We start from the raw sequence: 25856 nt of genomic DNA, 5'->3' as shown, positions 1-25856 counted from the left end.
TCGTCGTTCGACGCACTCACCCAGCATCAGACCCCGTTATCGAGACCTGTCTCACTCCTGCCCGGAAGGCACCACTGCTCATGAGCACCACCACCCGTAACGACCTGCGCAACGTCGCGATCGTCGCGCACGTCGACCACGGCAAGACCACGCTGGTCGACGCCATGCTCCTCCAGGCGGGCGCGTTCACCGAGCACCAGGCCGAGGGCGTCTCCGAGCGGGCGATGGACTCCGGCGAGCTCGAGCGCGAGAAGGGCATCACCATCCTCGCCAAGAACACCGCGGTGCACTACGCAGGCCCGGCCGCCGAGGGCAAGCCGATGACGATCAACATCATCGACACCCCCGGTCACGCCGACTTCGGTGGCGAGGTCGAGCGCGGCCTGTCCATGGTGGACGGCATCGTGCTGCTGGTCGACGCGTCCGAGGGTCCGCTGCCGCAGACCCGGTTCGTGCTGCGCAAGGCGCTGAACGCCGACATGCCCGTCATCCTGGTCGTGAACAAGACCGACCGCGGAGACGCCCGGATCGCCGAGGTCGTCGACGAGACCTACGAGCTGTTCATGGACCTGCTCGACGAGTCGCACAGCCAGGACGCGCTCGACTTCCCGGTCGTCTACGCCTCGGGCCGCGCGGGCATCGCCTCGCTGACCGCGCCGGAGAACGCGACCATGCCCGACGGCGACAGCCTCGAGCCGCTGTTCCAGACGATCCTGGACACGATCCCGGCCCCGACCTACACCGAGGGCGCACCGCTGCAGGCGCACGTCACCAACCTCGACTCCAGCCCGTTCCTCGGTCGCCTCGCGCTGCTGCGCATCCACGAGGGCAACCTGAAGAAGGGCCAGAACGTGGCCTGGATGAAGCGCGACGGCACCTCCAAGACGGTCAAGATCACCGAGCTGCTGGTCACCGAGGGCCTCGAGCGCAAGCCGGGCGAGAGCGCCGGCCCCGGCGACATCGTCGCCATCGCCGGCATCCCGGACATCACCATCGGTGAGACGCTGGCCGACCCCGAGAACCCGGTCGCGCTGCCGCTCATCCACGTCGACGAGCCGGCCATCTCGATGACCATCGGCACCAACACCTCGCCGCTGGCCGGCAAGGGCCCGACCAAGAACACCAAGGTCACCGCCCGCCTCGTCAAGGACCGCCTCGACAGCGAGCTGATCGGCAACGTGTCGCTCCGCGTCCTCCCCACCGAGCGCCCCGACGCCTGGGAGGTCCAGGGCCGCGGAGAGCTCGCGCTGGCCATCCTGGTCGAGCAGATGCGACGCGAGGGCTTCGAGCTCACCGTCGGCAAGCCGCAGGTCGTCACCAAGGAGATCGACGGCAAGCTGCACGAGCCGACCGAGCGCCTCACGATCGACGCGCCCGAGGAGCACCTCGGCGCCATCACCCAGCTGCTCGCGCTGCGCAAGGGGCGTATGGAGCAGATGACGAACCACGGCACCGGGTGGGTGCGGATGGAGTTCCTGGTCCCCTCGCGCGGACTGATCGGCTTCCGGACCGACTTCCTCACCCAGACCCGCGGCACCGGCATCGCCCACCACATCTCCGAGGGCTACGAGCCGTGGGCCGGGCCGATCCAGTCCCGCTCGCAGGGTTCCCTGGTGGCCGACCGCGCGGGCGCGGCCACGGCGTACGCGATGACGAACCTGCAGGAGCGCGGTGTCATGTTCGTCGAGCCGACCACCGAGGTCTACGAGGGCATGATCATCGGCGAGAACTCGCGCGCCGACGACATGGACGTGAACATCACCAAGGAGAAGCAGCAGACCAACGTCCGCTCCTCCACCTCGGACAACTTCGAGAAGCTCATCCCCCCGAAGAAGCTCAGCCTCGAGCAGTGCCTGGAGTTCTGCCGCGACGACGAGTGCGTCGAGGTCACCCCGGACACGGTGCGGATCCGCAAGGTCGTGCTGGACGCCGGCGAGCGCCTGCGTACGGCGGCCCGCGCCCGGACTGCAGCGAAGAACGCCGCCGCCAACTCCTGAGCACCGAGTCGTTGAGCGTCGCGCCTGGCGGCGCTCAGCGGTTGTAGACCGACCCGGTGGTGACGATCGACTTCGAGGTGATCGGCACGTCGGCCTCGCACGCCACCGGGTAGGTCCCGTCGGCGAGCGGCCAGCGGTCCGGGTCGATCTCGGCGATGCCGGTCAGCTTCTTGGTCGTGGAGACCGAGCGCAGGTAGGACGTGCAGGCCTTGTCCAGCTGCGCCAGGACGCCGGCGGGGACGTCGACGTACCGACCGTCGGGACCCAGGCGGATGCCCTTCTTCCCCGGGAACCGACCCGCAGCGACCGGAAGACGGACGTCGAGGATCGCGATCGTCTCGCGGTCGTGCTTGCGGGCGCAGTCCAGGTACACGAGCTTGCGGCTGTCGATGCAGGTGCGCAGCGAGGTCGGGAAGCGTTTCGAGAAGACCGCCGCGTAGCTGAACTTCACGGCCTTCTTCGAGGTCACCGTGCACGCGTAGACCCGCTGTCCGCGTTCCCACTGCTGCGGCGACGGAGGCGCCCACCCCAAGGTCACGCCGTCCGGGAACGCCGGCTCGGCGATCACCCCCTCGAGCTTGGTCTTCTTCGCCGTGCTCGCGAGAACCTTGTTCATGCAGGCCTTCTCCACCGACTCCGACAGCCGCCGGTAGGCAGCCTGGTTCGGCTGCAGCAAGGAGGCGTAGCTGGTGACCGCCGGCTTCACCGAGGCCACCGGCACGACCTTGTAGATCTCGACGTGGTGCGCGTCCCCGCAGGCCTCGGTCTCGGTGAACGCCGGCTTCGCCGCCAGTGCGTTCGCCGCGTCGAAGTAGGTGACTGCGTACTTCTCCGACAGCTTCAGGATGTCCTGGGGGTCCGCGCCGAGCGTCTCCGAGGTCCAGCAGGTCTTCGCGGCCAGCGTGACCTCGGCTCCGTCCTCGCCGCCGCCACCGCCACCGCCGGTCTTTCCTCCCGGATCACCACCGCAGCCGCTGAGGAGCACGAGCGCAGCGACGAGCGCGCCGACCAGCGCCGAGGTGGTGCCAGCCGCGCGGGGCATGCTCAGTACGCACCCTCGGACACCAGGACGGCCTTGACGGTCTTCACCATGATCACGAGGTCGATGACCATCGACCAGTTGTCGACGTAGTAGAGATCGAGACGGACCGTCTCCGCCCAGGACAGGTCGGAGCGGCCCGAGACCTGGCCGAGGCCGGTCATGCCCGGTCGCACCAGCATCCTGCGGTGGGTGTCCTTCTCGTACCGCTCGACGTCGGCGGGGAGCAGGGGCCGTGGGCCGACCAGGCTCATCTCGCCCTTGAGCACGTTGAGCAGCTGGGGGAGCTCGTCGATCGAGTACTTCCGGATGAACCGACCGAACGCCGTGATCCGCGGGTCGTTGGTCATCTTGAACAGCACCCCGTCGACCTCGTTGTGCTGCTCGAGCTCGGCGCGCAGCGCTTCGGCGTTGACCACCATCGAGCGGAACTTGATCATCTTGAACTCGGTGCCGCGGATGCCGACCCGGGTCTGCCGGTAGAACACCGGGCCGCGGTCCTGCACCCAGATGATGAGCGCCGTGGCGATCAGCAGCGGGGAGAGGAGGAAGACCACGACCGAGGCCGCGGACACGTCGAAAGCGCGCTTGATCCAGCCACCGGCGCGGTCGCTCTGCGGCTCCTCGACCTGCACGAACGGCAGGCCGGCGACGTGCCGCATGTGGACCCGCGGACCGGCGATGTCGGTGAGCGAGGGGACCACCAGCATCTCCATCGAGAGACCCTGGAGCGCCCACCCGAGACGGCGTAGGTCGGCTGCCGAGGAGTACGAACCGCCGGCGACGATCACGGCGTCCGCGCCCTGGTCGATCGCGACCTGACGCACGTCCTCGATGTCACCGAAGACCGGGACGCCGGTCTCGAGATGGTCCTGCGCACCGGGCACGCACATGCCGACGAGGCGGTAGCCCATCCACGGCGCCCGATCGAGCACCTCCACCAGCTCGGCGACCGCGACCGGCGACCCGACGGCGATCGTCCGGATGGCCAGGCGCCCCTGCTTGCGAGCGCTGTGCAGCGTCTGCCGGTCGACATAGCGGACCAGCAGCAGCATGGGAGTGCCGAGGGCGAAGAAGATGAGGACGTACCCGCGGGTCGGCTGGTAGTACGACAGGAAGCCCCCGGCGCAGGCGAGCCCGAAGGTGATCGCCGAGGCCACCGTGATCGCACGGAACTCCTCGAACCCGGTCCCGTAGTTGCGTGTCCGGTACGCGCCGAGGACGACGAGCATGAGCAACCAGGTGATGATCAGCCCGGGGCCGAGCACCGGCGCCCAGTGGAACGGGTAGGGGGGTTCGGGCCACCTCTTGTCGATGGAGCCCTGCCAGTACCAGGCCAGGACCGAGGTGACGAACAGGACGCCCGCGTCGAGGAGGAACACCCCTACCAGCATGTGCCGGATGCGCTCGTTCAGGCGCGGCCGCTGAGTCGCAGCCTCGGTTCCGGCGTCGGTCTCGTGGTCAGGGAGCTGGTCGGTCACAGAGAGGTCCTCACCGGCGCCGCCGGGTCAGCTCCGCCAGGGCGGGCTTGACGTCGAGCAGGTAGACGAAGGCCGCGACCGTACCCAGGATCGAGAGCAGGAAGCTGCCCAGGAGCAGGTGGGCCAGGAAGGTGAGACCGAGGATCCAGAGCCAGCCGGTCTTGGTCAGCTTGTCCGCCGCGTCGTAGGCGGCGGCAGGACGCAAGGAGGCGTCGACGAGCGCCCACAGCTTGACGGCGAGCAGCACGAAGTACACGACGGTCGTGATGCTGTACTGCAGGTCGGCGAAGAACACCCGCCAAGCCTAGAGGGGTTGCCCGCGCCTCGTGGGGAGTACCTCCACATCGGCGTCTCGCGTCGCGCGCCCGGGGACCCAGAGGCGGACGCAGAGGGGGACGCAGAGAGGCCCCCGGGGAGCGATCCCCAGGGGCCCATCAGGTGACGGAGGTCAGCTGGCCTTCTTGGCAGCCTTCTTCGCCGGAGCCTTCTTGGCAGCAGCCTTCTTCGCCGGAGCCTTCTTGGCGGGGGCCTTCTTCGCCGGCGCCTTCTTCGCGGTGCTCTTGGTGGCCTTCTTCGCGGTGACGGCCTTGACGCCGTCCTTGCGGACAGCGGCGACGAACTTCTCGCCCCGCTCGGCCAGGTCGGCGTACGTCGTGTTCAGGTCCTTGAGCGCCTCGTTCAGCTTCGCCTCGAACTTGGCCGGGAAGTCCGCGGCCTCCTTCTGGAGCTCGTTCACGCGGGCCTCGAACTTGGCCTGCGCGTCCTTCGCGTCGGCCTGCAGCTTCTCGACGCGGGCCTTGGCCTCGGCCTGGACCTTCTTGGAGTCGAACTCGACCTTCGAGACGCGGGCCTGGACGCCGGAGACCCGGGTCTGGGCGGCGTCGATCTGCGCCTGGGTCGCCTTGGTCGCCTCGGTGGCGTAGCCGCGAGCCTTCTCGACGGCCAGCTCGGTCGCGCCGGCGGCGGCGAACAGCGGCTTCTTGGCCTCGGTCTTGATCTTGTCGGCGTTGAACTGGGTCTTAGCCATGTCAGCTTCCTTCGGTTGGGTTCACCGGCGGGGTTGTCACCGGCTGGGGGGTGTTCTCGGGGTCGGGGGTGGGAGCGTCGTTGCTCCCGTGCTCCTCCGGCTCAGCACCAGCGGCCTCAGCCCGGAAGGACTGGTACACCGCGAGGAGGGCCTGCTTCTGCCGGGCGTTGAGCACGGGATCAGCGAGTACTGCCAGCTCCACCGACCGGACCTGGTCGTCGTCGGGCTTGAGGATCCCGGCTTGGACGTAGACCTGCTCGGCAGAGATTCGGAGGGCCTTGGCGAGCTGCTGCAGCACCTCCGCGGACGGCTTGCGGAGCCCGCGTTCGATCTGGCTCAAGTACGGGTTGGAGACACCCGCCTGCTCAGCCAGCTGACGCAGCGACATCCCGGCGGCGTCACGCTGCTCGCGCAGGTACCCACCCAGGGTCTCGACGGTCAGACCGACGTTGAGCTTCTTGGCCATGAGCCCATGGTGCTAACTATTGCTAGCACCATGCAAATTGCGGAACGGTGAAACGGGTCACACGGCCCATAAATAGGCAACTCTTCAACCAAACCGGCGCTAGCAAGCAAGGCCGGAACACGCCGTCACCTACCCTGACGAGCATGCTTCCGGTGATCGCTGAGGTCGTCCGCTCCGGCTTCGTCGAGGGCCACCACCACGGCTCGGTGGTCGCCCTCGGGACCGACGGCAGCGCGGCGTACGCGCGAGGCGACGTGGACTCCCCGGTGCTGCCACGGTCCTGCAACAAGCCCCTGCAGGCGGTCGGCATGGTCCGCGCCGGACTCGCCCTGGACGACGAGCTGCTCGCGCTTGCGGCGGCTTCGCACTCCGGAGAGCCGTTCCACGTCGAGGCCGTCGAGCGCATCCTCGCCTCGGTCGGACTCGGGGCGTCGGCCCTGCGCAACCCGGTGGGATGGCCGCTGCTCGACGGCATCAAGGACGACCTGCTCCGCGCAGGCGGCGAGGCGTCGGTGCTCACGATGAACTGCTCGGGCAAGCACGCCGCGATGCTGGCGACCTGCGTCGTCAACGACTGGCCGCTCGAGACCTACCTGGACCCTCAGCACCCGTTGCAGCGCGCGCTCGCGGGCACGTTCGCCGACCTCACCGGCGAACCCGTCGCGCACACCGCTGTCGACGGGTGCGGCGCTCCCCTGCTGGCGACCTCGCTGACCGGTCTGGCGCGCGCGTTCGGCCGCCTGGCCACCAGCGAGGAACCCGCGCTGGCGAAGGTCGCCAGGGCGATGCGGCGCTTCCCGGCGTACGTGTCCGGGACGACCCGGGACGAGCTCGCCCTGGTCACCGCGATCCCCGGCGCGATCGCCAAGGCCGGCGCCGAGTCCTGCTACGTGGTCGCGCTCACCGACGGGCGCGCCTTCGCCCTGAAGGCCGACGACGGAGGCATCCGGGCGCGGCCGGTCGTGATGGCGGCGCTGCTGGATCAGCTCGGGGTCAGCACCGAGGCCGGCGTCGACACCGAGGCCGTACGGCGCACCGGGGCAGCGCCGCTGCTGGGTGGCGACCGGGTCGTCGGCGAGGTCCGCGCGGTCCTTTGAGGAGGCGGCGCTGGACGTCGGGTGGCGGCAAGGCGGCGTCGTGGGAGCATGACGCCGTGACCGCCCAGTTCTGCCCGTCGCCCCGTGAGCTCGACGACCTCGAGCTCCTCCTCAACGGCGGCCTGGCGCCGCTCACCACGTTCGACGACGCGGGTCCGGTCCGCCTGTCCCTGCCGGCCGAGCTGGTCGGCGAGGACGAGGTCGAGCTCGTCGACCCCGAGGGGCTGCCGCTGGCTCGAGTGAGCGCGAACGGCCTGACGGAGCTGGCACGGCCGGCGTACGGGCCGTTCCGCCGGCTGCACCTCTCCCCGGCGCAGACCCGGGAGACCTACCCGGACGCGCTCACCGTCCCGGTAGCGGGCGCGCTCACCGACGACGACCTGATCGCGATCGGCGCGGCCCGGAGGGGTCGCCCGGTCGTGCTGCTCGCGTTCGTCGGCACCGGGACCCCGCAGGACGTCAGCCCGGTGGGCCTGGTGCGGGCGTCGCTCGCCGCGGCCGAGCTGCTCGGCGATGCGCACGTCGTCGCCGTCCCGCTGGCCGCTCACGGAGACCCGGCCGCTGACCACGAGCTCGGCCTCCGGGTGAGCGCGAACTACGCGGCCGGCGAGATCCTCGCGGTCGCCGGGACCGGCGAGCACCCCGACGCCGTCGCCGCCGTCGTCGATGCCGACCAGCCGAAGAATCCCGGCGTCGTCGTGTTCTTCACCGGCCTGTCCGGGAGCGGCAAGTCGACGCTGGCACAGGCGTTGCTGGACCTCGTGCTGGAGCAGGGCGAGCGCACCGTGACCAGCCTCGACGGCGACGTCGTACGCCGGAACCTGTCAGCCGGACTGTCCTTCTCCAAGGCCGACCGGGAGACCAACATCCGGCGCATCGGCTGGGTGGCCGCCGAGATCGCCCGACACCGCGGCGTCGCCATCTGCTCCCCGATCGCGCCGTTCGACGAGACCCGGCAGCAGGTGCGCGCGATGGTGGAGTCCGCGGGTGGCGAGTTCGTCCTGGTGCATGTGGCGACACCCCTGGAGGAGTGCGAGCGCCGCGACCGCAAGGGCCTGTACGCCAAGGCCCGGGCAGGCGAGATCCCCGAGTTCACCGGCATCTCCAGCCCCTACGAAGTCCCCGCCGACGCCGCCGTCGCGGTGGACACCACCGGACGCACCATCGAGGATGCCCTGAGCGACGTCCTCGCCGTTCTCCCGTTCGAGGTAGTCGCCACCGGCTGACCTGCTTCATCCACCACGTTCTGCTTGACCAACAGACATGGACTGACCTGTGCACGACCTCTTCACGCTCGACGCCGCCTCCGTACTCGCCGTCAGCTTCGGCGTCGGCATCGTCGTCGGGCTCACGGGCATGGGCGGCGGTGCCCTGATGACACCCGCCCTGATTTTCCTGGGCATCAACCCGGCCACGGCGGTCGCCAACGACCTGGTGGCGGCGAGCGTCAACAAGTCCGTCGGTGCCGCGGTGCACTGGCGCAAGGGCTCACCGAACCTGCGGCTCGCGGGCCTGCTGATGCTCGGCTCGGTTCCGTGCGCCTTCGCCGGCGGGTTCATCGTCAAGGCGGTCGGCGACACCGAGGCGAAGACCGAGTTCCTCACCGCCGCCATCGGGTACGCACTCCTGCTCGCGGCCGGCTCCTACGCGTTGCGCATCTACCTGCAGCTGCGTCTGGTCAGCTCCGGCAACGTCGTGCCCAGCGCCGAGCCGCACGTCCGTGCTCTCCCGACGGTGCTCGTCGGTGCGATCGGCGGACTGCTGGTCGGCATCACCAGCGTCGGCTCCGGCTCGGTGATCATGGTCGCGTTGCTGCTCCTCTACCCGACGATGACGGCGCTCAAGCTGGTCGGCACCGACCTCGTCCAGGCCGTCCCGCTGGTATTTGCAGCAGCGATCGGTCACGTCGTCAACGAGGGTGTCGAGTGGGCGGTGCTGATCCCGTTGGTCCTCGGCGGCAGTCCGGGCACCTACCTCGGGGCGCAGATGTCGAGCTGGGTGTCGCAGTCGGTGATCCGGCGCGGCATCGTGATCGTGCTGACGCTGACCGGCCTGAAGATGCTCGGCGTCCCGCCGGAGACGATCGGCTTCCTCGGCGCCGGCATCCTGCTGCTCGGTCCGCTGGCCTGGGGCTTCATCCGGCAGCGCCACGGCCTACCGAACTTCGACAACGACGCGACCGCCTGGCGACTGCCCGAGACGCCCGAGCAGCCCGTTCACCGCAACGACAACTCCGGTCCGTAGCATTCCGAACATGCGTCTTCTGCTCCTGCGCCACGGCCAGACCCATGGCAACGCGATCGGCGCCCTGGACACGGCGTACCCGGGGGCGGACCTGACCGACCTCGGCATCCAGCAGGCCGAGAGCGCTGCGCTGGCACTCGCCGACCGTGGCATCACCGGCATCTACACCTCGGCACTGGTGCGTACCGGGCAGACCGGCGCCCCGCTCGCCGAGGCCCTCGGCCTGGAGCCGGTCACCCTCGAAGGGCTGCGCGAGATCTCCGCCGGCGACTACGAGATGGCCACCGACGAGGACTCGATCCTCGGGTACGTCGGCACCGTCGCCGACTGGATCGAGCGGCGCCTGGACAAGCAGATGTCCGGGGCCGAGACCGGTCACGAGTTCCTCGCCCGGTACGACGACGCGGTCGCCCGGATCGCGGCCGACGGGCACGAGGTCGCACTGCTGGTCAGCCACGGAGCGGCCATCCGGACGTGGGTGTCGAACCGCGTCACGGACTCCGAGACGCACGAGATGGCGACCCAGGGCTTCAACAACACCGCGTGCATCGAGCTCGACGGTGACCCGGCGTCCGGCTGGTCGGTCGTGTCGTGGGTGGCCGATCCGATCGGCGGCGCCTACCTCGAGGACGAGACCGCTCCGGACCCGACGGGCGCCGACCTCGACGAGGTCTGAGTGGTCCGTCCGAACCGAAAACTAGAACACGTTCCACTCCTGTGAGACGATGAGCCCCGTCGTACGACGACTCGATACGATGTGCGCTGCCCCGTGCGGGCGCACAGTCACCGAGAGGCCCTCATGTCCCAGACCCACGCCGACTACCGGCTGAGCCAGCTCGACCAGCTCGAGGCGGAGTCGATCCACATCTTCCGCGAGGTCGCGGCGGAGTTCGAGAAGCCCGTCCTGATGTTCTCGGGCGGCAAGGACTCCATCGTCATGATGCGCCTGGCGGAGAAGGCCTTCTACCCGGCGAAGATCCCGTTCCCGGTGCTGCAAGTCGACACCGGCTACGACTTCCCCGAGGTGCTCGCCACCCGGGACAACTGGGTCAACCGCCTCGGTGTCCGCCTCATCGTCGCGAGCGTCGAGGAGGCCCTGGCCAAGGGCATCGTCGTCGACGACGGCAAGACCTCGCGCAACCGCCACCAGATCGGCACCCTGCTCAACGCCATCGAGGAGGAGGGCTTCACCGCCGCCTTCGGTGGTGGCCGCCGCGACGAGGAGAAGGCCCGCGCCAAGGAGCGCGTCTACTCCCACCGCGACGAGTTCGGCCAGTGGGACCCGAAGAACCAGCGCCCCGAGCTGTGGAGCCTCTACAACGGCCGGCTGCACGCGGGCGAGCACATGCGGATCTTCCCGATCAGCAACTGGACCGAGCTCGACGTCTGGCACTACATCGGTCGCGAGGGCATCGAGATCCCCTCCATCTACTACTCCCACCAGCGCCGCGTCTTCGAGCGCGACGGGATGCTGCTCACCGAGAGCGAGTTCAACCCCTGCAAGCCGGGCGAGGAGGCCAGCGAGCGGACCGTCCGGTTCCGCACCGTCGGCGACCTGACGCTGACCGGCTGCGTGGAGAGCACCGCGTCGACCATCGACGAGATCATCGACGAGGTCGCGATCGCCCGGGTCACCGAGCGCGGCGCCACCCGCGGTGACGACCGGTTCTCCGAGGCAGCCATGGAAGACCGCAAGAAGGAAGGCTACTTCTGATGCCCGCCCCCGAAAATGCACGCTTTCACGACGACGAGCAGCTGAAGTCGACCGCGCACAACGTCGGCCGTGGCATGGACCTGCTCCGCTTCGCCACCGCCGGCTCGGTCGACGACGGCAAGTCCACCCTGATCGGTCGTCTGCTGCTCGACTCCAAGTCGATCTTCGAGGACCAGCTCGAGGCCGTCGAGGCCACCAGCGAGGCCAAGGGCTACGACTACACCGACCTGGCGCTGCTGACCGACGGTCTGCGCTCCGAGCGCGAGCAAGGCATCACCATCGACGTGGCGTACCGCTACTTCGCGACGCCGAACCGCAAGTTCATCATCGCCGACACCCCCGGGCACGTGCAGTACACCCGGAACATGGTCACCGGTGCCTCCACCGCCGACCTCGGACTCGTCCTCGTCGACGCCCGCCAGGGCCTCACCGAGCAGTCCCGCCGGCACGCGGTGCTGCTCTCCTTGCTCCGCGTCCCGCACCTCGTCCTCGCGGTGAACAAGATGGACCTCGTCGACTACAGCCAAGAGGTGTACGACAAGATCCAGGCCGAGTTCACCTCGTTCGCGACGAAGCTGAACATCCCCGACCTGCAGGTCATCCCGATCTCGGCACTCGCCGGCGACAACGTGGTGAACCGGTCCGAGAACATGGACTGGTACCAGGGCCCGTCGCTGATGCACCACCTCGAGAACGTGCACGTGGCATCGGACCGCGACCTGGTCGACGCCCGCTTCCCGGTGCAGTACGTCGTACGGCCGAAGTCCGACGAGTTCCACGACTACCGCGGGTACGGCGGCATGGTCGCCAGCGGCGTCCTCAAGCCCGGCGACGAGGTCGTCGTGCTGCCCTCCGGCATGACCTCGAAGATCGCCGGCATCGACCTGTTCGACCGCGAGATCGCAGAAGCGTTCCCGCCGATGTCGGTGACGGTCCGGCTCGAGGACGACGTGGACGTCTCCCGCGGCGACATGATCGCCCGGGTGAACAACGCGCCGAAGCCGAGCCAGGACATCGACGCGATGGTCTGCTGGATGACGAACGAGCCGCTGCGCAAGGGCCAGAAGCTCGCGATCAAGCACACCACCCGCACGGGGCGGGCACTGGTCAAGGACATCCAGTACCGGCTCGACATCAACACCCTGCACCGCGACCAGGACACCAAGGAGCTCGCCCTGAACGAGATCGGTCGGGTGCAGCTGCGCACGACGGTCCCGCTGCTGTGCGACCCCCTACTCGAAGAACCGGACCACCGGCTCGTTCATCCTGATCGACGAGGCGACCGGCGTGACCGTCGGCGCCGGCATGATCAACGACCGCTCCTGACGCAGGTTGGTTGAGGTGCCCGCGCTCAGCGCGGGCCTCGAAACCTGGTGAGCTCTGCGCATAGGTCCGGAGTTTTCGAGGCGACCGCTAGCGCGGCCGCACCTCAACCAACCAGTCAGACCACGTCGACCAGGCGCGAGCGCAGCGCACGCGAGGAGGGCACGTACGCCTGGGCGACCTCGCCCAAGCCGTGCACCGTCGCACCGCGGTCGTCCGCGTCGAGGTAGACCGACTCGCCCCGACGCAGGTCGACCTTGCCACCGGCGTCGGTGGTGATGGTGACGTTTCCGCCGGTGCACATCAGCACGCTGCCGTCACCGCGCACCAGCTCGACGCCCTCGGGCGCTGCGGCGGAGATCTGCGTGACGGCGAGCGCGAAGTTCCCGCCCGCCGGCGAGAACACCTCGGTGTCGTAGTCGAGGAAGTCGGGCGTGACCCGGGCGACCCTGGCCATCCCGCCCTGCAGGCAGGCGACCAGCCCGGCCGTGTCGATGTGCTTGCTGGTCAGGCCGGCCCGGAGGACGTTGTCCGAGTTCGCCATCACCTCGACGCACAGGCCGGACAGGTGCGCGTGGATCACGCCGGTGTCCAGGAACGCGGCCTCGCCGGGCTGCAGCGTCATCCGGTTGAGCATCAGCGCAATCACCACGCCGATGTCCTCCGGGTAGTGCTCCGCGATCTCGACCGCCGTCTGGTACGCGCGCTTGATGTCGAGCCCGACCTCGCTCAACCCGCGGCAGGCCTCGACGATCCGCCGCACCTCCGCGCGGTCGATGTCGGCGGTGAGCAGGTGCTCGATGAGCTTCACGATCGTCGCGAACCCGGGGTCGGCCCGCAGCTCGTCGGAGAGCCGCTGGGTCAGCTCGGTGTCCAGCGGACCGAGAACGCGCAGGATCTCGGCGCTCGGCCGGAAACCGATCAGTGAGTCGAACGTGCTCAGCGCGTAAACCATCTCCGGCTTGTGGTTCGCGTCCTTGTAGACGCGGTGGGGGGCGTCGAGCGGCACACCGGCCTCCTCCTCCCGCGCGAAACCGATTTCCGCGAGCGGCTTGGAGGGGTGCACCTGGAGCGACAACGGGCGTGCGGCCGCGAGCAGCTTCACCATGTACGGCAGGTCACCGGTGAGGTCGGACAACAGACGCTCGCTGCCGTCGTCCTCGAGGACGATCGACGGGGACAGCGGGTGCGTGCCGATCCAGACCTCTGCGATCGGGTCGGTCGAACCACCGTCGCCGAGGAACTGCGGGATCGCGTCCGGCGAACCCCAGTCGTAATTCTTCACGCCGTTGCGGAGCCGATGCATTGCTCCACCCTAGAACAGCGGGGCACGCCCTTTCAGGGCAACCGTGGAGCCCGGAGCGGCCTCAGCCGAGACGCCGACGGACGTGCAGACCCACCTCGGGGTCGACCACGACCTCCTGGGCTGCGGCGATGCCGTCCACCTCGAGCGTCACGTCAACCGGCACCGCTCGCTTGAGCAGGGCCAGGGCGATCGGCCCCAGCTCGTGGTGCCGCGCCGAGGTCCCGACGAAGCCGATCTCGCGGCCGCCGTGGACCAGCGGGGTGCCCTGGGCCGGCAGCCTGTTGTCGGAGCCGTCGAGGTGCAGCAGCGTGAGCCGACGCGGCGGCCGACCGAGCGTGTGCACGCGCGCGACCGTCTCCTGACCCCGGTAGCAACCCTTGTCGAGGTGCACGCCGCGCGGGATCCAGCCGATCTCGTTCGGGATGGTGCGGGCGTCGGTGTCCAGGCCGGCGCGCGGTTCGCCGCGAGCGATGCGCAGCGCCTCGAACGCCCACAGCCCCGCTGCCGGGCCGGCAGCCTCGGCGTACGCCGTGAGCTCGGCTCGCGGCACCAGGTCGTACCGTCCGAAGTCCTCGGGTCCCGGCCGCCAGGCGACCGCGACCTCAGCCGTCACGTCCGCGACCTCGACCCGCAGCATGAAACGCATCCGGTCGAGCCACTCCACCAGCGCGGCAGCAGCGCCGGGCTCGACGTGCGCGGTGAACGCCTCGCCGTCGTCGACGCCGTACAGGGTGTGCTCGAGGTGGCCCTGGGGCGAGAGGACCAGCGTGACCGTCTGCTGGCCCGGCAGCAGACCGGTGAGGTGCTGCGTGGTCAGCGAGTGCAGCCAGTCCAACCGGTCGGGACCGGAGATCCGGACGACCTCGCGGTGCGACAGGTCGACGAACCCCTCGCCCTGCTCCAGGGCCCGTTGCTCGCCGTGGAAGGAGCCGTAGTGCGCGGCCACGGAGGCGTCCACGCCGTTTCCGGCGACGGCTCCGGGGAGGGCGAGCAGAGGGCTGGTCATCACGTTGGTCCCAACGTCGGGGAGGCCGTCCTCATTCCGTGGACCCGACGCAGTCGGCGCACCGGCCGAAGACCGAGAGGTGCCCGTAGTCGGGGTCGAAGCCGTACTCCGCGGCCAGGTCCGCCAGGGCGTGCTCCATCCTCGAGCGACCCACGCTGATCACGCGCGAGCAGCCTCGGCAGACGAGGTGGGAGTGCTCGTGACCCGTGGCCGAGTGGTACGTCGGCGCCCGGTCGGTGAGGTGGGCGTGCCGGATCAGCCCGAGGTCGTCGAGAAGCTCCAGGGTCCGGTAGACGGTGGACAGGTTGATCGCGTCGGACCGGGTACGCACCTCGGCGTAGATCTCGTCCGGGGTCGCGTGCCCGAGTGTCTCGACCGCCGCCAGCACGAGCTCGCGCTGCGGGGTCAACCGGTGACCGCTCTCCCGCAGCCGGGTCTGCCAGTCCGTCACCGGTCCGGCCTCACTGACGCACCAGCTGCGCGTGCGTGTGCGGCTGCAGCTCCTTGCCCATCGCTGCCATGTCGAAGGCGTACAGCAGGTCTCCGTTGACGTAGCCGTAGAGGCGCTTGCCACCGGCGTACTCCTTGGCGGACCCGGTGCGCGCCACGGCGTCGGTGACGATCTCGAAGCGCGGCTGCTCGGGGTGCAGCTCACCGTGCCAGATCTCCACGAAACCGGTGTTGTGGGTCATCACGACCTCGAGGCTGCCGTCCTCCTGGGGCCGGAAGAAGCCCGTCTCCTGGGCCGCCTCGCGCACGTGGTTGCCCTCGGCGTCGATGATCCAGGCGCGGCTCATGAAGTGGATGAAGGGACGCCCGTCCTGCTGGAAGATCAGCTCCTGACCGAACTGGAAGCTGTCGATGCCCTCGTACTCGCCGTGACCGTTGCCGGCCCAGGTGCCGATGATCCAGGCGAGCCGGGCGCAGTTCGGATGGATGTTCTCGGGGATCTCGAACGGCACGTCTCTACTCGTCTCCGGGCTCGAGGGCGGTCAGGTTCAGGAACGCGTCGATGGCGCGCCAGGCCCACGCGGCGACACCGAGCACCACTGCTGCCGTCAGCACCACGAAGAAGGCTTCCACGGGAGCGAGTCTAGAGCGCCCGGTCGCAAACCCGACGGTGATCCTCGCTGCGCTCGTCACCGCGATCTCGCCCTCTCGGCCACGAGCAGGCTGGGACGCTCGTTAGGCTCGACGCATGCGAAGTCTGGTGATCAAGTGCACCGCCGGGACCGACGACGCCGAGCGCTGCAGCCAGGCGTTCACCGTCGCGACCGCAGCCATCGTCTCGGGAGCGCAGGTCAGCCTCTGGCTCACCGGGGAGGCCGCGTGGCTGGGCGTCCCGGGGCGGGCGGAGGACTTCGACCTGCCCCTGGCCGGATCGCTGGCCGACGCCCGCGACCTGGTCCTCGAGTCCGGCGACCTGGTCGTCTGCGCGCAGTGCGCCGCCCGCCGCGGCATCACCGAGGCCGACCTCGCGCCCGGCGCCCGGATCTCCGGTGCTGCCGCCTTCACCGAGGCGATCCTGGCGGACGGCGTGCAGGCCATCGTCTACTGACCCAGGGACTCCTGGTTCAGCTGAACGGGTAGGCGCGTTCGACCTTGCCGCCCAGGGTGGTGGCGAGGTACCCGGACTCGTTGAACTCGTTGGACACGTAGATGTTCACGTTCGGCTCGTCGTCGAACTGCGGCCGGAAGTTGATCGTCACGTAGAACGTCTTCGGGTCCTCGACGTTGAGCGTCCGCTTGGCCCGGGCCAGGTTGCGCATCACCGCCGCGACGTCGAGCCTGCGGAGGTCCACCGACTCGGTGCCCGGGAAGTTCGCGGTCACACCGCCGAACTCGCTCCACTTCCCGTCGCGGTAGATGTGGCCCGAATTCCGCTTCTTGCCCGGGACCGGCACGCGGGCGATCGCGTAGTCGCCGTACATCGTCAGGTCGTTGACCTTCGTGGTCCCGAACGTGCGCTGGTAGACGGTCAGGAAGGACTTCACGCCGGCGGCCGTCAGCCGGAAGCTCTCGCCCTCCGGCTCCTCGGCCGGCGTGCCCTCGGCACCGGGCTCCTCCCCTGGCTCCTCCCCCGGCTCCTCGCTCGGGTCCGCACCCGGCGACGCCGGCTCGGGCAGCTCGGCCGACGTCACGGAGCCCGATCCCGAGTCGGAGTCCGAGCCGGCGAAGACGAACAGGGCGATGCCGCCGGCGGCGACCAGCGCCACGACCAGCCCCAGGATCAGGAACGGCACCGTCTTGCTTCCCGCACCGGTCGCGGACCTCCGCGCGACGTCGGCCTGGGACGTCGGCGTCCAGGTGCTCTGCGGCACCGGCGGAACACCCGCCGGCAGGGTCGCCTCGAGCTGGTCGAGGTCGCGGACGATCAGGTGGAGCTCGTTCATGCTCGAGGCCGAGGCCACGTTGCCGAGGCGGATGTCGCCGTCGGCGGAGCTGATCCTCCCGTCGGCGACGGCCTTCCTGATCCGAGCGCTGACGGGATCCCTGTCGCCGCTCCCCGGAGCGCGGTGCATGTCGTCCATGCGCGCAGCCTAGGGTCAGCGCTCGGGCGCTCGCCAGCCTCCGCCACTCGCTAGCCTCGTCCGGCATGAGAGCAGTGCTGCAGCGGGTCGCTCGTGCCTCGGTCACCGTCGCCGGTGACGTCGTCGGTCGGATCGACGAGCCCGGACTCGTCGTCCTGGTCGGGATCACCCACGACGACGGCCCCGACCAGGTCGCCTGGCTGGTCCGCAAGGTCCGCGAGCTGCGGGTCCTGCGCCAGGAGCGGTCGGTGGCCGAGGCGGACGCCCCGGTTCTCGTGATCAGCCAGTTCACCCTGTACGGCGACGCGCGCAAGGGACGCCGCCCGACGTGGGCCGCGGCTGCTCCCGGGCCGGTGGCCGAGCCGCTCTACGAGCTCGTGTGCCGCGGTCTCGAGGAGCAGGGCACCCGGGTGCAACGCGGCGTGTTCGGCGCCGAGATGGCCGTCGACCTGGTCAACGACGGTCCGTTCACCGTGGTGCTCGACTCCGACTGACCGAACCCAGCGGAAGAATCCGGAAGATTGCGGTCGTTTTGCGTGGATCGAGCAGGTTCGCAAGGCATGATCGTTCCTAGCCGGGACCAGCGTCGCGGCGGTGGACCCTCCCTCGGCCCCGGTCCGACTACACTCCGGTGGTCGAGTGGTACCAGCTACGAATCAGAAAGTTCAGCGTGGATTTCAAGGAACTGCTGCGCACAGTGCAGCGCCGTTGGCTGACCATCGTCGTCTTCTTCCTGCTGGGACTGCTCGGCGGCGGTGCGTTCACCTACGTCCAGACCCCGCAGTACGAGTCGGTCTCGCGCATCTTCATCGCTGCCGACGCCAACGACGGGTCCCCGAGCACCGCGGTGGCGGCCGGGTACTTCGCGGCGCAGCAGGTCCAGTCGTACGCCCAGGTCGCGACGAACACCACGCTGATGACAGATGTGGCGGACAAGCTCAAGCAGGTCGACCCGAGCCTCAACTACACGCCGGACCAGCTGAAGGACAAGATCGAGGCCTCCGTCATCGAGCAGACGGTGATCATCGAGCTGAAGGTCAAGGACCGCAAGCCTGACCAGGCGCAGCAGATCGCCCGCATCGAGGCCGAGCTGCTGACTGCCTACATCGCCAAGGAGCTGAGCCCGAGCGGTTCGCCCGTCAAGGCGACGATCGCCGACCCCGCGTCGTACAGCTCCAAGCAGGTCAGCCCCAAGCCGGCGTTGAACCTGGTGGTCGCCGCACTCCTGGGCCTGGTCATCGGCGCTGCGATGGCACTGCTGCGGGACGTGCTCGACAACACCGTCAGCTCCGCCGCGGACGTCGAGAACACGATCGACGCTCCCGTCCTGTCCAGCGTCGCCTACGACGCGGACGTTCCCCGACACCCGTTGCTCACCGAGGTGGGGAGCCACTCGACGCGCGTCGAAGCGTTCCGGCTCCTCCGCACCAACCTGCAGTTCCTCGACCTCGACTCTCGTCCGCGCGCCCTGGTCATCACCAGTGCCGTCCCGAGCGAAGGAAAGACGTCGACGGCGACGAACCTCGCCATCGCACTCGCCCAGACGGGCCTGCGAGTCCTGCTCGTCGACGGCGACCTGCGTCGCCCCAAGGTCGCCAGCGTGCTCGGCCTGGAGCGCTCGGTCGGTCTGACGACGGTCCTGGTCGGCCGCAGCGAGCTGCAGGACAGCATCCAGAAGCACACCGACTCGGGGATCTACTTCCTGGCCAGCGGTCCGATCCCGCCCAACCCCACCGAGGTCCTGCAGTCCCGCGCTGCCCAGGAGCTGTTCGACCGCGTCTCCCAGATGTTCGACATGGTGATCATCGACGGCCCGCCGCTGCTGCCCGTCTCCGACGCCGCGATCATGGCCCGCGACGTCGACGGCGCGATCCTGGTCGTCCGCCACGGCAAGACCACCAAGGAGCAGCTGAAGCAAGCCACGACACGTCTGGCCCAGGTCGATGCCAACCTGCTCGGTGTCATGGTCAACATGACGCCGAAGCGCGGCGGCAAGGGCTACGGCTACGGTTACGGCTACGGCTACGGCTACGGGCCGGACAAGTCACGTCAGTCGTGAGCCCTCGCGGACGGACGAAGCGATGATCCAAGCCCTGCAAAGGGCGGTCCCCAACGTCGTCGGCCTGGTTGTCCTGTTCGCCCTGCTCGTGCTCGGCGTGTACACGAACAGCTTGTTGCTGTCGGTCGCCGCAGTGGGCCTGGCCGTAGGCCTCACCGTCCTGGTCGCGGTGGGACCCGAGAAGATGGGGATCGGACTCCTCGTCCTCGGGATGTTCACGGCACCGATGAACGCCCTCGGACTGTCCGGCGGGATCGGCGCCTCGGACCTGCTGATGGTCGCCGGATTCGGCCTCCTGATCCCGCGGCTCCTCAGCTCCGGACGGGTGGCACTGCCGCCGCTCTACGTCATCGGAGCAGGGATCTTGTTCATCGGCGGCATCGTCTCGAGCCTGCTGGCCGAGGGGATCGTCGACAGCCTGGTCGGCTTCCTGAAGATCATCGCGGCGACCATGATCCTCGTCTTCCTGCTCAACCTCCTGCGCCCCGGCGACAAGCTGCTCGAGACCTTCGCCTGGGCCTACGTCCTGGGTCAAGGCGTCAGCGTCGCCTACGGCCTGGTCCGGTACGGCGCCACGCACGTGCAGGGTCGCGGGGTCGGCCTGACCTCGCAGCCGAACTTCTACGGGCTCGGTGGTCAGATGGCGTACGCGCTCCTGATCTTCCTGTTCTACCGGGTCGACCCGAAGCACCGCTGGATCGTGGTCGGTGCGATGGGTGTGGTCGGGTACTCGGTCATCGACAGCGGAAGTCGCGCGAGCCTCCTGTGCTGCGCGCTGATCACCGTCCTGTGGCCGATCGTCGAGCGGTCGGCGATCGCTTGGTACGTCATCCTGTCGGGAGCGTTGGTCGCAGTCCTCAGCGCCGACAAGGTGCTCAGCGCGATCGGCCAGGAGACGGTGCTCGACCGTCTCCGCGGCAACAGCAGCGCGCAGTACTCGGACCAGGCTCGAAGTCTCCTGCTCGACCAGGGTTTCACGCTGTTCTGGAAGCATCCGGTCCAGGGCAACGGCTGGGGCGGCGACACCATCCTGGCGTTCCACAACGCGTACCTGCAGGTCGCGGTCGGCGGCGGCGTGATCACCCTCCTGGGTTTCGTCCTGGTGGTGACTGCCCTGGTGCGACCGCTCTTCACCGCGGGCGCCCCCAACCGACTGGCCTACGCCGGCCTGTCGTACGCGGCGTTCGGCATGATCGGGCCCACGCTCTACGACCGGATCGTCTGGGCAGCACTGGCACTCATCCTGGTCTCGTCAGCCAACGTGCGTCCAGAAGTGCGCCCCGAGGGTGCGGAACCTGATCTCGACCTCGACGCCGGGAACGATACGCAGAGCAAGAGACAGCCACCTCGCTGACCTCGGACGTCCTCCCGACGCGTGTGCCCAAAAGCGGCAAAACGCGATGTTCCGACGGCACAGCAGTCCTACACTGACACCGGAGGGCACCGGTCCGGAGGGACGGACCGGAGTACGGGGGCCCGGCTGCTGCGACGCGGCCGCGTCCGTCCGTGACGCCCACATGAGGGAGAACTTCCTTGGCAGCCGCCACCCAGTCGGCCGAATCCACGATCTTGCGGTGCCCGGGCTGCGGCTCGGCGCGGCTGCTGCACTACCCGGCTTCGCGCAAGACAGGCCGGAGCGTCCTGGGCTGTCGCGCGTGCGGGCTGCGCTCCTGGGCCGAGCGGCGCGAGTTCTCCACGCCCGTCTACAGCATCGAGGTCGAGACCGAGGAGCGCGACCTCGGCGAGGAGTACAGCGGATACGCAGACCAGAAGCGGATCGAGACCGTGGAGGCCGCGTGGACGGACACGGCGAAACGGCTGCTCGCGCTGAGCGCTGGAAACGGAAGCGCCCAGCCCCGCCTGTACGACGTAGGGACCGGCGACGGCGCCTTCCTCAAGCTCGCGGAGAACACCGGGTTCACGGTCGCGGGCAACGAGGTGCACGCTGGTGCCGCGCGACTGGCCAAGGCCCGCTACGGCTACGACGTCGAGATCGGCGACCTCTCCGAGCTCGAGCTCGAGCCGATCCACGACGCCCTCACGATGTGGTGCGTCATGGTGCACACCGAGGACGTCGACATGACGCTCGACAACTGCAACAAGCTGCTCAAGCCCGGTGGCACGCTGTTCCTGCAGACGCCCCACTGGACCGCGGCCGACGCCCTCGCCCTCGGTGCCCTGCGCGCCACCCGCGGTCGCCTCAACCGGATCGTGGACCGCCGGGTCGCCTGGCACCACTGGCAGCTGCACACCCGCAAGAGCATCAAAGTACTGCTCGACCGGCACGGGTTCGACACCTTCGAGGTGCGGCCGCGCGGCCGGTACAGCCTCAACTCCGCCCTCTACATGCAGTCGCTCGGCGTCCCGGCGGGCGTGGCGGAGCGGAGCAGCAAGCTGGTCGACCTCGCGATCAAGTACGGTCCGGTCCCCCGGATCGTCCTCGACGTCTACGCCACCAAGCGTTAGCTCTCTGCTGCGGCGAACGCGACCGAGCTGATCGCGGTCGTGTTGCGCGGGCCCTTCTGCACCTTGACGACCGTCAATGTGACCGTGCCGGTCGCCGTGCGCGGGACCCGGATCGACTGGATCTCGCGATCCTCCGGGTTCGGGTCGACGTCCTGGGTTACCTCGGTGCCGTCGTCGAACGTCCAGGTGACCCGGGCGATCCGGTTGTTCTCGGCGTACCGGTCGATGCCGCTCCGTGAGTCGGTCTTGGCATACCCGGGGATCAGGCCGACCTCGCCGATCTCGGTCCCCGCGGGGAGGGTGAACGTGATCGACTCGTTGCGCGCCGAGCCGTCGCAGCGCCAGGCGGTCGTCGGGTCGTCGTCGAGGGTGTTGGCGACGTCGTAGCTGACCGGGTCGTTGGACGAGTCGACGCCGGGGTCCGAGGTGCAGGTCGCCTCTGCCGACTCCGGTGCCACCGGGACCACCTCGCCGTCCCACGCCGCCGGCTGGGACTTCTGGTCCGGATTCCCGTCGGACTTCTCGGACGGCTCGGGGTCCGCCGGAGGGTCGTCGGCAGACTGCTGCACCGACGGCGTCGACGCGCTGTCAGGAGTCTCGTCGACGCTCGACCCGAGCAGCTGCCCGATCCCGTACGCGACCGCGACGAGGACCAGCACAGCGAGCGCCGCGACGGCGATCCACCGCAGGCTCGACCCTCCGGTCGGACCGGGGACGAGGACCTCCTCCGGCTCCGCGACCTCGTCCAGCAGGCCGGTGCCGGTGTCCTCCAGGGCACGCCGGTAGGCATCGCGGTAGGTGTCCGCGTACTCCTCCGGAAGCTCCGGTGGCGTCCCCGGATCATCGATGCCCGACATGGCCGTTGAGCCTACCCAACCGGGGCGGGCCCAACGACCGGATCGCGAGGTCCGGACACGCGGACGCCCCGCCACCCGAGCGGGTGGCGGGGCGTCCGAGGTCCTGCTAGAGCGCGATCTCGAGCTCGGAGACGACGCCGATGGCGGCGGTCACCGTGTTGTCGACCGGGTCGCTCTGCGGTGCGAGCGTCCGCAGGGTCCAGTCACCCGGACCCGCGAAGAACCGGAAGTGCCCGGTCGCCGAGGTCGGGACCTCGGCGGTGAACTCCCCGGTCTTGTCGAGCAGACGTACGTAGGCGCTACCGACAGGTTCGCCACCCCGGGTCACCTGGCCCTGGATGATCGCTTCCTTGGCCACGTCGATCCCGTCGAGGGAAAGACCGCCGGCAGTCGCGCCGCACATCAGGCTTCGCCCGGCTCGTCGCCGAGGGCGATCGGAACGCCGACCAGGGAACCGTACTCGGTCCAGGAGCCGTCGTAGTTCTTGACGTTCTCGTGGCCCAGCAGCTCCTTGAGGACGAACCAGGTGTGCGACGAGCGCTCACCGATGCGGCAGAGCGCGATGGTGTCCTTGCTGTCGTCGAGACCGGCCTCGCCGTAGATCTCCTTCAGCTCGGCGTCGCTGCGGAAGGTGCCGTCGTCGTTGGCCGCCTTGCTCCACGGGACGTTGATCGAGGTCGGCACGTGACCGGCCCGCTGGGACTGCTCCTGCGGGAGGTGGGCCGGAGCCAGCAGACGACCGGCGTACTCGTCGGGGCTGCGGACGTCGACCAGGTTGTGCACGCCGATGGCGGCCACGGCCTCGTCACGGAAGGCGCGGATCGAGAGGTCCTGGTCCTTCGCGGTGTAGGTGGTCGGCTCCAGCTTGACCGGCTCGTCGGTCAGCTCGCGCGCGTCGAGCTCCCACTTCTTGCGGCCGCCGTCGAGCAGCTTGACGTCCTCGTGGCCGTAGAGCTTGAAGTACCAGTACGCGTACGCGGCGAACCAGTTGTTGTTGCCGCCGTACAGGACGACGGTGTGGTCGTTGCTGACGCCCTTCTCGGACAGCAGCGCCTCGAACTGGGACTTCGAGACGAAGTCGCGACGGACCTGGTCCTGGAGGTCGGTGGTCCAGTCGAGCTTGATCGCGCCACGGATGTGGCTGCGGTCGTAGGACGTGGTGTCCTCGTCGACCTCGATCAGGACGACCGACGGGTTGTCGAGGTTCTCGGCCACCCAGTCGGCGGTGACGAGTGCGGATTCGCGGCTCATGCGGTTACTTCTTCCTTGTTCGCTGCTGCATTGGTGGAGTCGTGGGTTGATGCGTGGGTGTTGCGGGATGCGCCCTGCCTCAGGCGCTGGATCAGGAGGTACATCTCGCACCCGAGGCAGAACCCGAACACGGAGTTCAGGAACGCTGCTGCCAGGGCGAAGGCCGAGAAGACGAACCCGAGGGTGTCGAGGTCAGCCAGGAAGCCGCCGAGGGCGACCACCGTGAACACCAGGCCCACGGTCTGGGCGAACCGCGGCGGCCGTGCGTCCTCCAGGTGCGAGGGCGCCGAGAGCCGCGGACGGATCAGCTTCTTGAAGACGTACGCCGTGGGCGTGAACTGCACGCCCCTGCCGGCGCCGATCGCGAAGAACGCCGTCTGGACGGCGAGCAGCACGACGGCTGCGGTGCTCGGGGCCGTCAGCAGGACGGCCGCGAACAGCACGAGGGTGACACCCGCGGTGAACCGCGGACCACGCGGATCGATCTCGTTCGGGGTGGTGCTCATGGGTTTTCTCCTGACGTGGACTGACGGGCCGGTCGGCGGCGGGACGCGGAGCCGTGCGATCGCGCAACGATCGCGGCGGGCTGGTCAGGCCCGGACAGTCCTGTTCTACGACTGCCGCTGAAGAGGCTGGGGCGTCCCGTCAGAACGACGGACACAGTGCCGAGTGCACGCGGCAGTGGTCCACTGCACGGCGCTTCGTCAGCATGGTCGAGAACATGGCATCAGCCTAGGCGGAACGGACAACGCCCCGGAAACCGAGTTCTTGCATCGTGAGACGACAGTCCACGATTCAAGACGTTACGCGGACCAAGATCTCCTCGAAGCGATTCCCGCACCCCTCGAGCGCGAACTCGCGCTCAGCCAGCGCCCGGGACTGCTTGCCCAACCGGGCCAGCTCCTCGTCATCGGCCAGGACCGAGGCGGCCCAGGCCGCGGCGGCGGGCAATGAACCCTCGTTCGGCGGGAGTACGCAGCCCTCGACGTCGTTGACGAGCTGCGAGGCCAAGTTCTCAGCCGGCATGAACCCCAGCACCGGCCTGCCGGCGCAGAGGTAGGACAACGTCTTGGACGGCACCGAGAACGCGCCGGCGTCCTGCTCGAGCAGGACCACCAGGATGTCGCCACTGCCGAGCACTTCCGAGAGCCGCTCGTAGGGCTGGAACGGCAGCAGCGTGAGCGGGACGTCGAGGCGAGCGGCCTCGTCGCGCAGGACCGCCTCGGCCGGACCCTCGTTCACCACGACCAGGTGCACCGGCGTGCCGGCGTCGCGGACGGCCGCGGCGACGCCGACGAGCAGGGCGGGGTTGTGCTTCAGGCCGAGCGTGCCCGAGTAGAGCAGGGTGCGGGTGTCGTCGAGTTGCTGCTCGGCCGACCAGGCGTTGTGCCGGTCGACCGGGAAGATCTCGTCCAGGGGTGCCCAGTTGGGGATCACCGTGGTCTTGTGCGCGGTGCCCCACTCGCGGTGGACGTCGACGAACGAGTCGGCGATGACCACCACGGCAGCAGCGCGGCGCGACACCCAGCGCTCGGCGATGGTGAACAGCGCCGCGACGAGGCGGAACCCGCGCCCGAGCTTCTCGCCGGCGAAGGCCTTGATCGCGACGGCGTACACGTCCTGGTGCCAGAGCACCCACGGCTTGCGCAGGAGCATCATGCCGAGCGCGAAGACCACCAGCGTGGGGATCTGCGCGTTCGACAGCATCGCCACGTCCGCCTTCGTACGACGGACCTGGCGGAGCAGCTGCCAGCCGAGGAGCGACTCGGTGACGACCCGCTTCACGAAGGCGTCCTTCGCGATCGGCTCGCTCGGACCCACCGGCTCGATGACCAGGGTGTCGCCGGGCTCCGCCTCCAGACGGCCCTTCCCCGAGACCCAGGCAGGGCAGTAGGAGTGGGTGACCTGGTGGCCGCGCCGGGCCAGCTCACGGCTCAGCTCCACCTGGAACGGGTGACCTGAGAAGTCGTGGATGAGGAGCCGCATCAGCTG

At 69.1% G+C, this 25856-nt stretch carries 27 protein-coding genes; 12 read left to right on the top strand and 15 right to left on the bottom strand.

Features of this window, described 5'->3' with window-relative positions:
- The first annotated feature begins 80 nt into the window (after nt 1–80).
- Nucleotides 81–1997 (top strand): translational GTPase TypA, encoded by a 1917-nt coding sequence (gene typA / locus ABIE44_RS11645; protein ID WP_209717752.1) that lies wholly within the window; start codon nt 81–83, stop codon nt 1995–1997.
- Between the two features lie 34 nt (nt 1998–2031).
- Here the strand turns inward: typA and ABIE44_RS11640 are convergent, their stop codons facing one another.
- The 5 genes from ABIE44_RS11640 to ABIE44_RS11620 all read right to left on the bottom strand — a co-directional run bounded on the left by ABIE44_RS11640 (nt 2032) and on the right by ABIE44_RS11620 (nt 6010).
- Nucleotides 2032–3039, bottom strand: a complete 1008-nt coding sequence (locus tag ABIE44_RS11640) for a hypothetical protein (protein WP_209717754.1) — start codon at nt 3037–3039, stop codon at nt 2032–2034.
- Nucleotides 3040–3041: 2 nt separating this feature from the next.
- Nucleotides 3042–4517 (bottom strand): sugar transferase, encoded by a 1476-nt coding sequence (locus ABIE44_RS11635; RefSeq protein ID WP_209717756.1) that lies wholly within the window; start codon nt 4515–4517, stop codon nt 3042–3044.
- Between the two features lie 10 nt (nt 4518–4527).
- Entirely contained in the window at nt 4528–4812 is a 285-nt protein-coding gene (locus ABIE44_RS11630; protein WP_209717757.1) for a DUF2516 family protein, read from the bottom strand.
- A 153-nt stretch (nt 4813–4965) separates the two neighbouring features.
- Nucleotides 4966–5544, bottom strand: a complete 579-nt coding sequence (locus ABIE44_RS11625) for a hypothetical protein (protein ID WP_209717759.1) — start codon at nt 5542–5544, stop codon at nt 4966–4968.
- Nucleotide 5545: 1 nt separating this feature from the next.
- A complete protein-coding gene (locus tag ABIE44_RS11620) occupies nt 5546–6010 on the bottom strand; it encodes a helix-turn-helix domain-containing protein (protein WP_209717761.1) in 465 nt (154 codons plus the stop codon).
- 143 nt (nt 6011–6153) lie between these two features.
- Between ABIE44_RS11620 and ABIE44_RS11615 the strand changes: the two genes are divergently transcribed.
- From ABIE44_RS11615 to ABIE44_RS11590, 6 genes are all read left to right on the top strand, one after another.
- Nucleotides 6154–7107, top strand: coding sequence for an asparaginase (locus tag ABIE44_RS11615; protein WP_209717763.1), 954 nt, complete (start codon nt 6154–6156; stop codon nt 7105–7107).
- Between the two features lie 56 nt (nt 7108–7163).
- Nucleotides 7164–8333, top strand: a complete 1170-nt coding sequence (gene cysC, locus ABIE44_RS11610) for an adenylyl-sulfate kinase (protein ID WP_209717765.1) — start codon at nt 7164–7166, stop codon at nt 8331–8333.
- 49 nt (nt 8334–8382) lie between these two features.
- Nucleotides 8383–9351: a sulfite exporter TauE/SafE family protein gene (locus tag ABIE44_RS11605; protein ID WP_209717767.1), complete on the top strand. Its 969-nt coding sequence runs from the start codon at nt 8383–8385 to the stop codon at nt 9349–9351.
- Between the two features lie 10 nt (nt 9352–9361).
- Entirely contained in the window at nt 9362–10027 is a 666-nt protein-coding gene (locus tag ABIE44_RS11600) for a histidine phosphatase family protein (RefSeq protein WP_209717770.1), read from the top strand.
- A 123-nt stretch (nt 10028–10150) separates the two neighbouring features.
- Complete coding sequence (gene cysD, locus ABIE44_RS11595; RefSeq protein WP_209717773.1) at nt 10151–11065, top strand: sulfate adenylyltransferase subunit CysD; 915 nt, start codon at nt 10151–10153, stop codon at nt 11063–11065.
- Entirely contained in the window at nt 11065–12405 is a 1341-nt protein-coding gene (locus ABIE44_RS11590) for a sulfate adenylyltransferase subunit 1 (protein ID WP_502912732.1), read from the top strand. The genes cysD and ABIE44_RS11590 overlap by 1 nt, the downstream gene beginning before the upstream one ends.
- 101 nt (nt 12406–12506) lie before the next feature.
- On the opposite strand, the gene manA is transcribed toward ABIE44_RS11590, so the two are convergent.
- From manA to ABIE44_RS11570, 4 genes are all read right to left on the bottom strand, one after another.
- Complete coding sequence (gene manA / locus ABIE44_RS11585; protein ID WP_209717776.1) at nt 12507–13694, bottom strand: mannose-6-phosphate isomerase, class I; 1188 nt, start codon at nt 13692–13694, stop codon at nt 12507–12509.
- Nucleotides 13695–13755: 61 nt separating this feature from the next.
- Entirely contained in the window at nt 13756–14700 is a 945-nt protein-coding gene (gene ygfZ / locus ABIE44_RS11580) for a CAF17-like 4Fe-4S cluster assembly/insertion protein YgfZ (RefSeq protein WP_209717779.1), read from the bottom strand.
- Between the two features lie 31 nt (nt 14701–14731).
- Entirely contained in the window at nt 14732–15151 is a 420-nt protein-coding gene (locus ABIE44_RS11575; RefSeq protein ID WP_209717782.1) for a Fur family transcriptional regulator, read from the bottom strand.
- Between the two features lie 10 nt (nt 15152–15161).
- Nucleotides 15162–15662, bottom strand: coding sequence for a heme-binding beta-barrel domain-containing protein (locus ABIE44_RS11570; RefSeq protein ID WP_209717785.1), 501 nt, complete (start codon nt 15660–15662; stop codon nt 15162–15164).
- A 236-nt stretch (nt 15663–15898) separates the two neighbouring features.
- Here ABIE44_RS11570 and ABIE44_RS11565 point away from each other — a divergent pair, with 236 nt between their 5' ends.
- On the top strand, nt 15899–16258 hold the full coding sequence (locus tag ABIE44_RS11565; RefSeq protein ID WP_209717787.1) for a DsrE family protein: 360 nt from the start codon (nt 15899–15901) through the stop codon (nt 16256–16258).
- 16 nt (nt 16259–16274) lie between these two features.
- On the opposite strand, the gene ABIE44_RS11560 is transcribed toward ABIE44_RS11565, so the two are convergent.
- Complete coding sequence (locus ABIE44_RS11560) at nt 16275–17231, bottom strand: DUF1707 SHOCT-like domain-containing protein (protein ID WP_209717790.1); 957 nt, start codon at nt 17229–17231, stop codon at nt 16275–16277.
- A 65-nt stretch (nt 17232–17296) separates the two neighbouring features.
- Here ABIE44_RS11560 and dtd point away from each other — a divergent pair, with 65 nt between their 5' ends.
- The 4 genes from dtd (at nt 17297) to ABIE44_RS11540 (ending at nt 21756) form a co-directional block, all read left to right on the top strand.
- On the top strand, nt 17297–17725 hold the full coding sequence (dtd, locus tag ABIE44_RS11555) for a D-aminoacyl-tRNA deacylase (RefSeq protein WP_209717793.1): 429 nt from the start codon (nt 17297–17299) through the stop codon (nt 17723–17725).
- Nucleotides 17726–17901: 176 nt separating this feature from the next.
- Nucleotides 17902–19290, top strand: a complete 1389-nt coding sequence (locus tag ABIE44_RS11550) for a tyrosine-protein kinase domain-containing protein (protein ID WP_209717796.1) — start codon at nt 17902–17904, stop codon at nt 19288–19290.
- Between the two features lie 22 nt (nt 19291–19312).
- The gene (locus tag ABIE44_RS11545; RefSeq protein WP_209717799.1) at nt 19313–20644 is read left to right on the top strand and encodes an O-antigen ligase family protein; all 1332 of its coding nucleotides are present in this window, start codon (nt 19313–19315) and stop codon (nt 20642–20644) included.
- Nucleotides 20645–20823: 179 nt separating this feature from the next.
- Nucleotides 20824–21756 (top strand): class I SAM-dependent methyltransferase, encoded by a 933-nt coding sequence (locus ABIE44_RS11540; RefSeq protein WP_209717802.1) that lies wholly within the window; start codon nt 20824–20826, stop codon nt 21754–21756.
- Here ABIE44_RS11540 and ABIE44_RS11535 read toward each other — a convergent pair.
- The 5 genes from ABIE44_RS11535 to ABIE44_RS11515 all read right to left on the bottom strand — a co-directional run bounded on the left by ABIE44_RS11535 (nt 21753) and on the right by ABIE44_RS11515 (nt 25850).
- The gene (locus tag ABIE44_RS11535) at nt 21753–22613 is read right to left on the bottom strand and encodes an NADase-type glycan-binding domain-containing protein (protein ID WP_209717805.1); all 861 of its coding nucleotides are present in this window, start codon (nt 22611–22613) and stop codon (nt 21753–21755) included. The two genes, ABIE44_RS11540 and ABIE44_RS11535, sit on opposite strands and share 4 nt — an antisense overlap.
- A gap of 106 nt (nt 22614–22719) precedes the next feature.
- Complete coding sequence (locus ABIE44_RS11530; protein WP_209717810.1) at nt 22720–23016, bottom strand: DUF1416 domain-containing protein; 297 nt, start codon at nt 23014–23016, stop codon at nt 22720–22722.
- Entirely contained in the window at nt 23016–23864 is an 849-nt protein-coding gene (locus ABIE44_RS11525; RefSeq protein WP_209717813.1) for a sulfurtransferase, read from the bottom strand. Before ABIE44_RS11525 ends, ABIE44_RS11530 begins: the two co-directional genes overlap by 1 nt.
- Complete coding sequence (locus ABIE44_RS11520; protein ID WP_209717816.1) at nt 23861–24370, bottom strand: DUF4395 domain-containing protein; 510 nt, start codon at nt 24368–24370, stop codon at nt 23861–23863. Before ABIE44_RS11520 ends, ABIE44_RS11525 begins: the two co-directional genes overlap by 4 nt.
- Before the next feature lie 289 nt (nt 24371–24659).
- Entirely contained in the window at nt 24660–25850 is a 1191-nt protein-coding gene (locus ABIE44_RS11515) for a glycosyltransferase family 4 protein (protein ID WP_209717819.1), read from the bottom strand.
- Between the last annotated feature and the right edge of the window lie 6 nt (nt 25851–25856).

The organism is Marmoricola sp. OAE513, from assembly GCF_040546585.1.
In the GTDB taxonomy this organism is placed as follows: domain Bacteria; phylum Actinomycetota; class Actinomycetes; order Propionibacteriales; family Nocardioidaceae; genus Marmoricola.
This window is presented reverse-complemented; position numbering and strand designations above follow the sequence as displayed.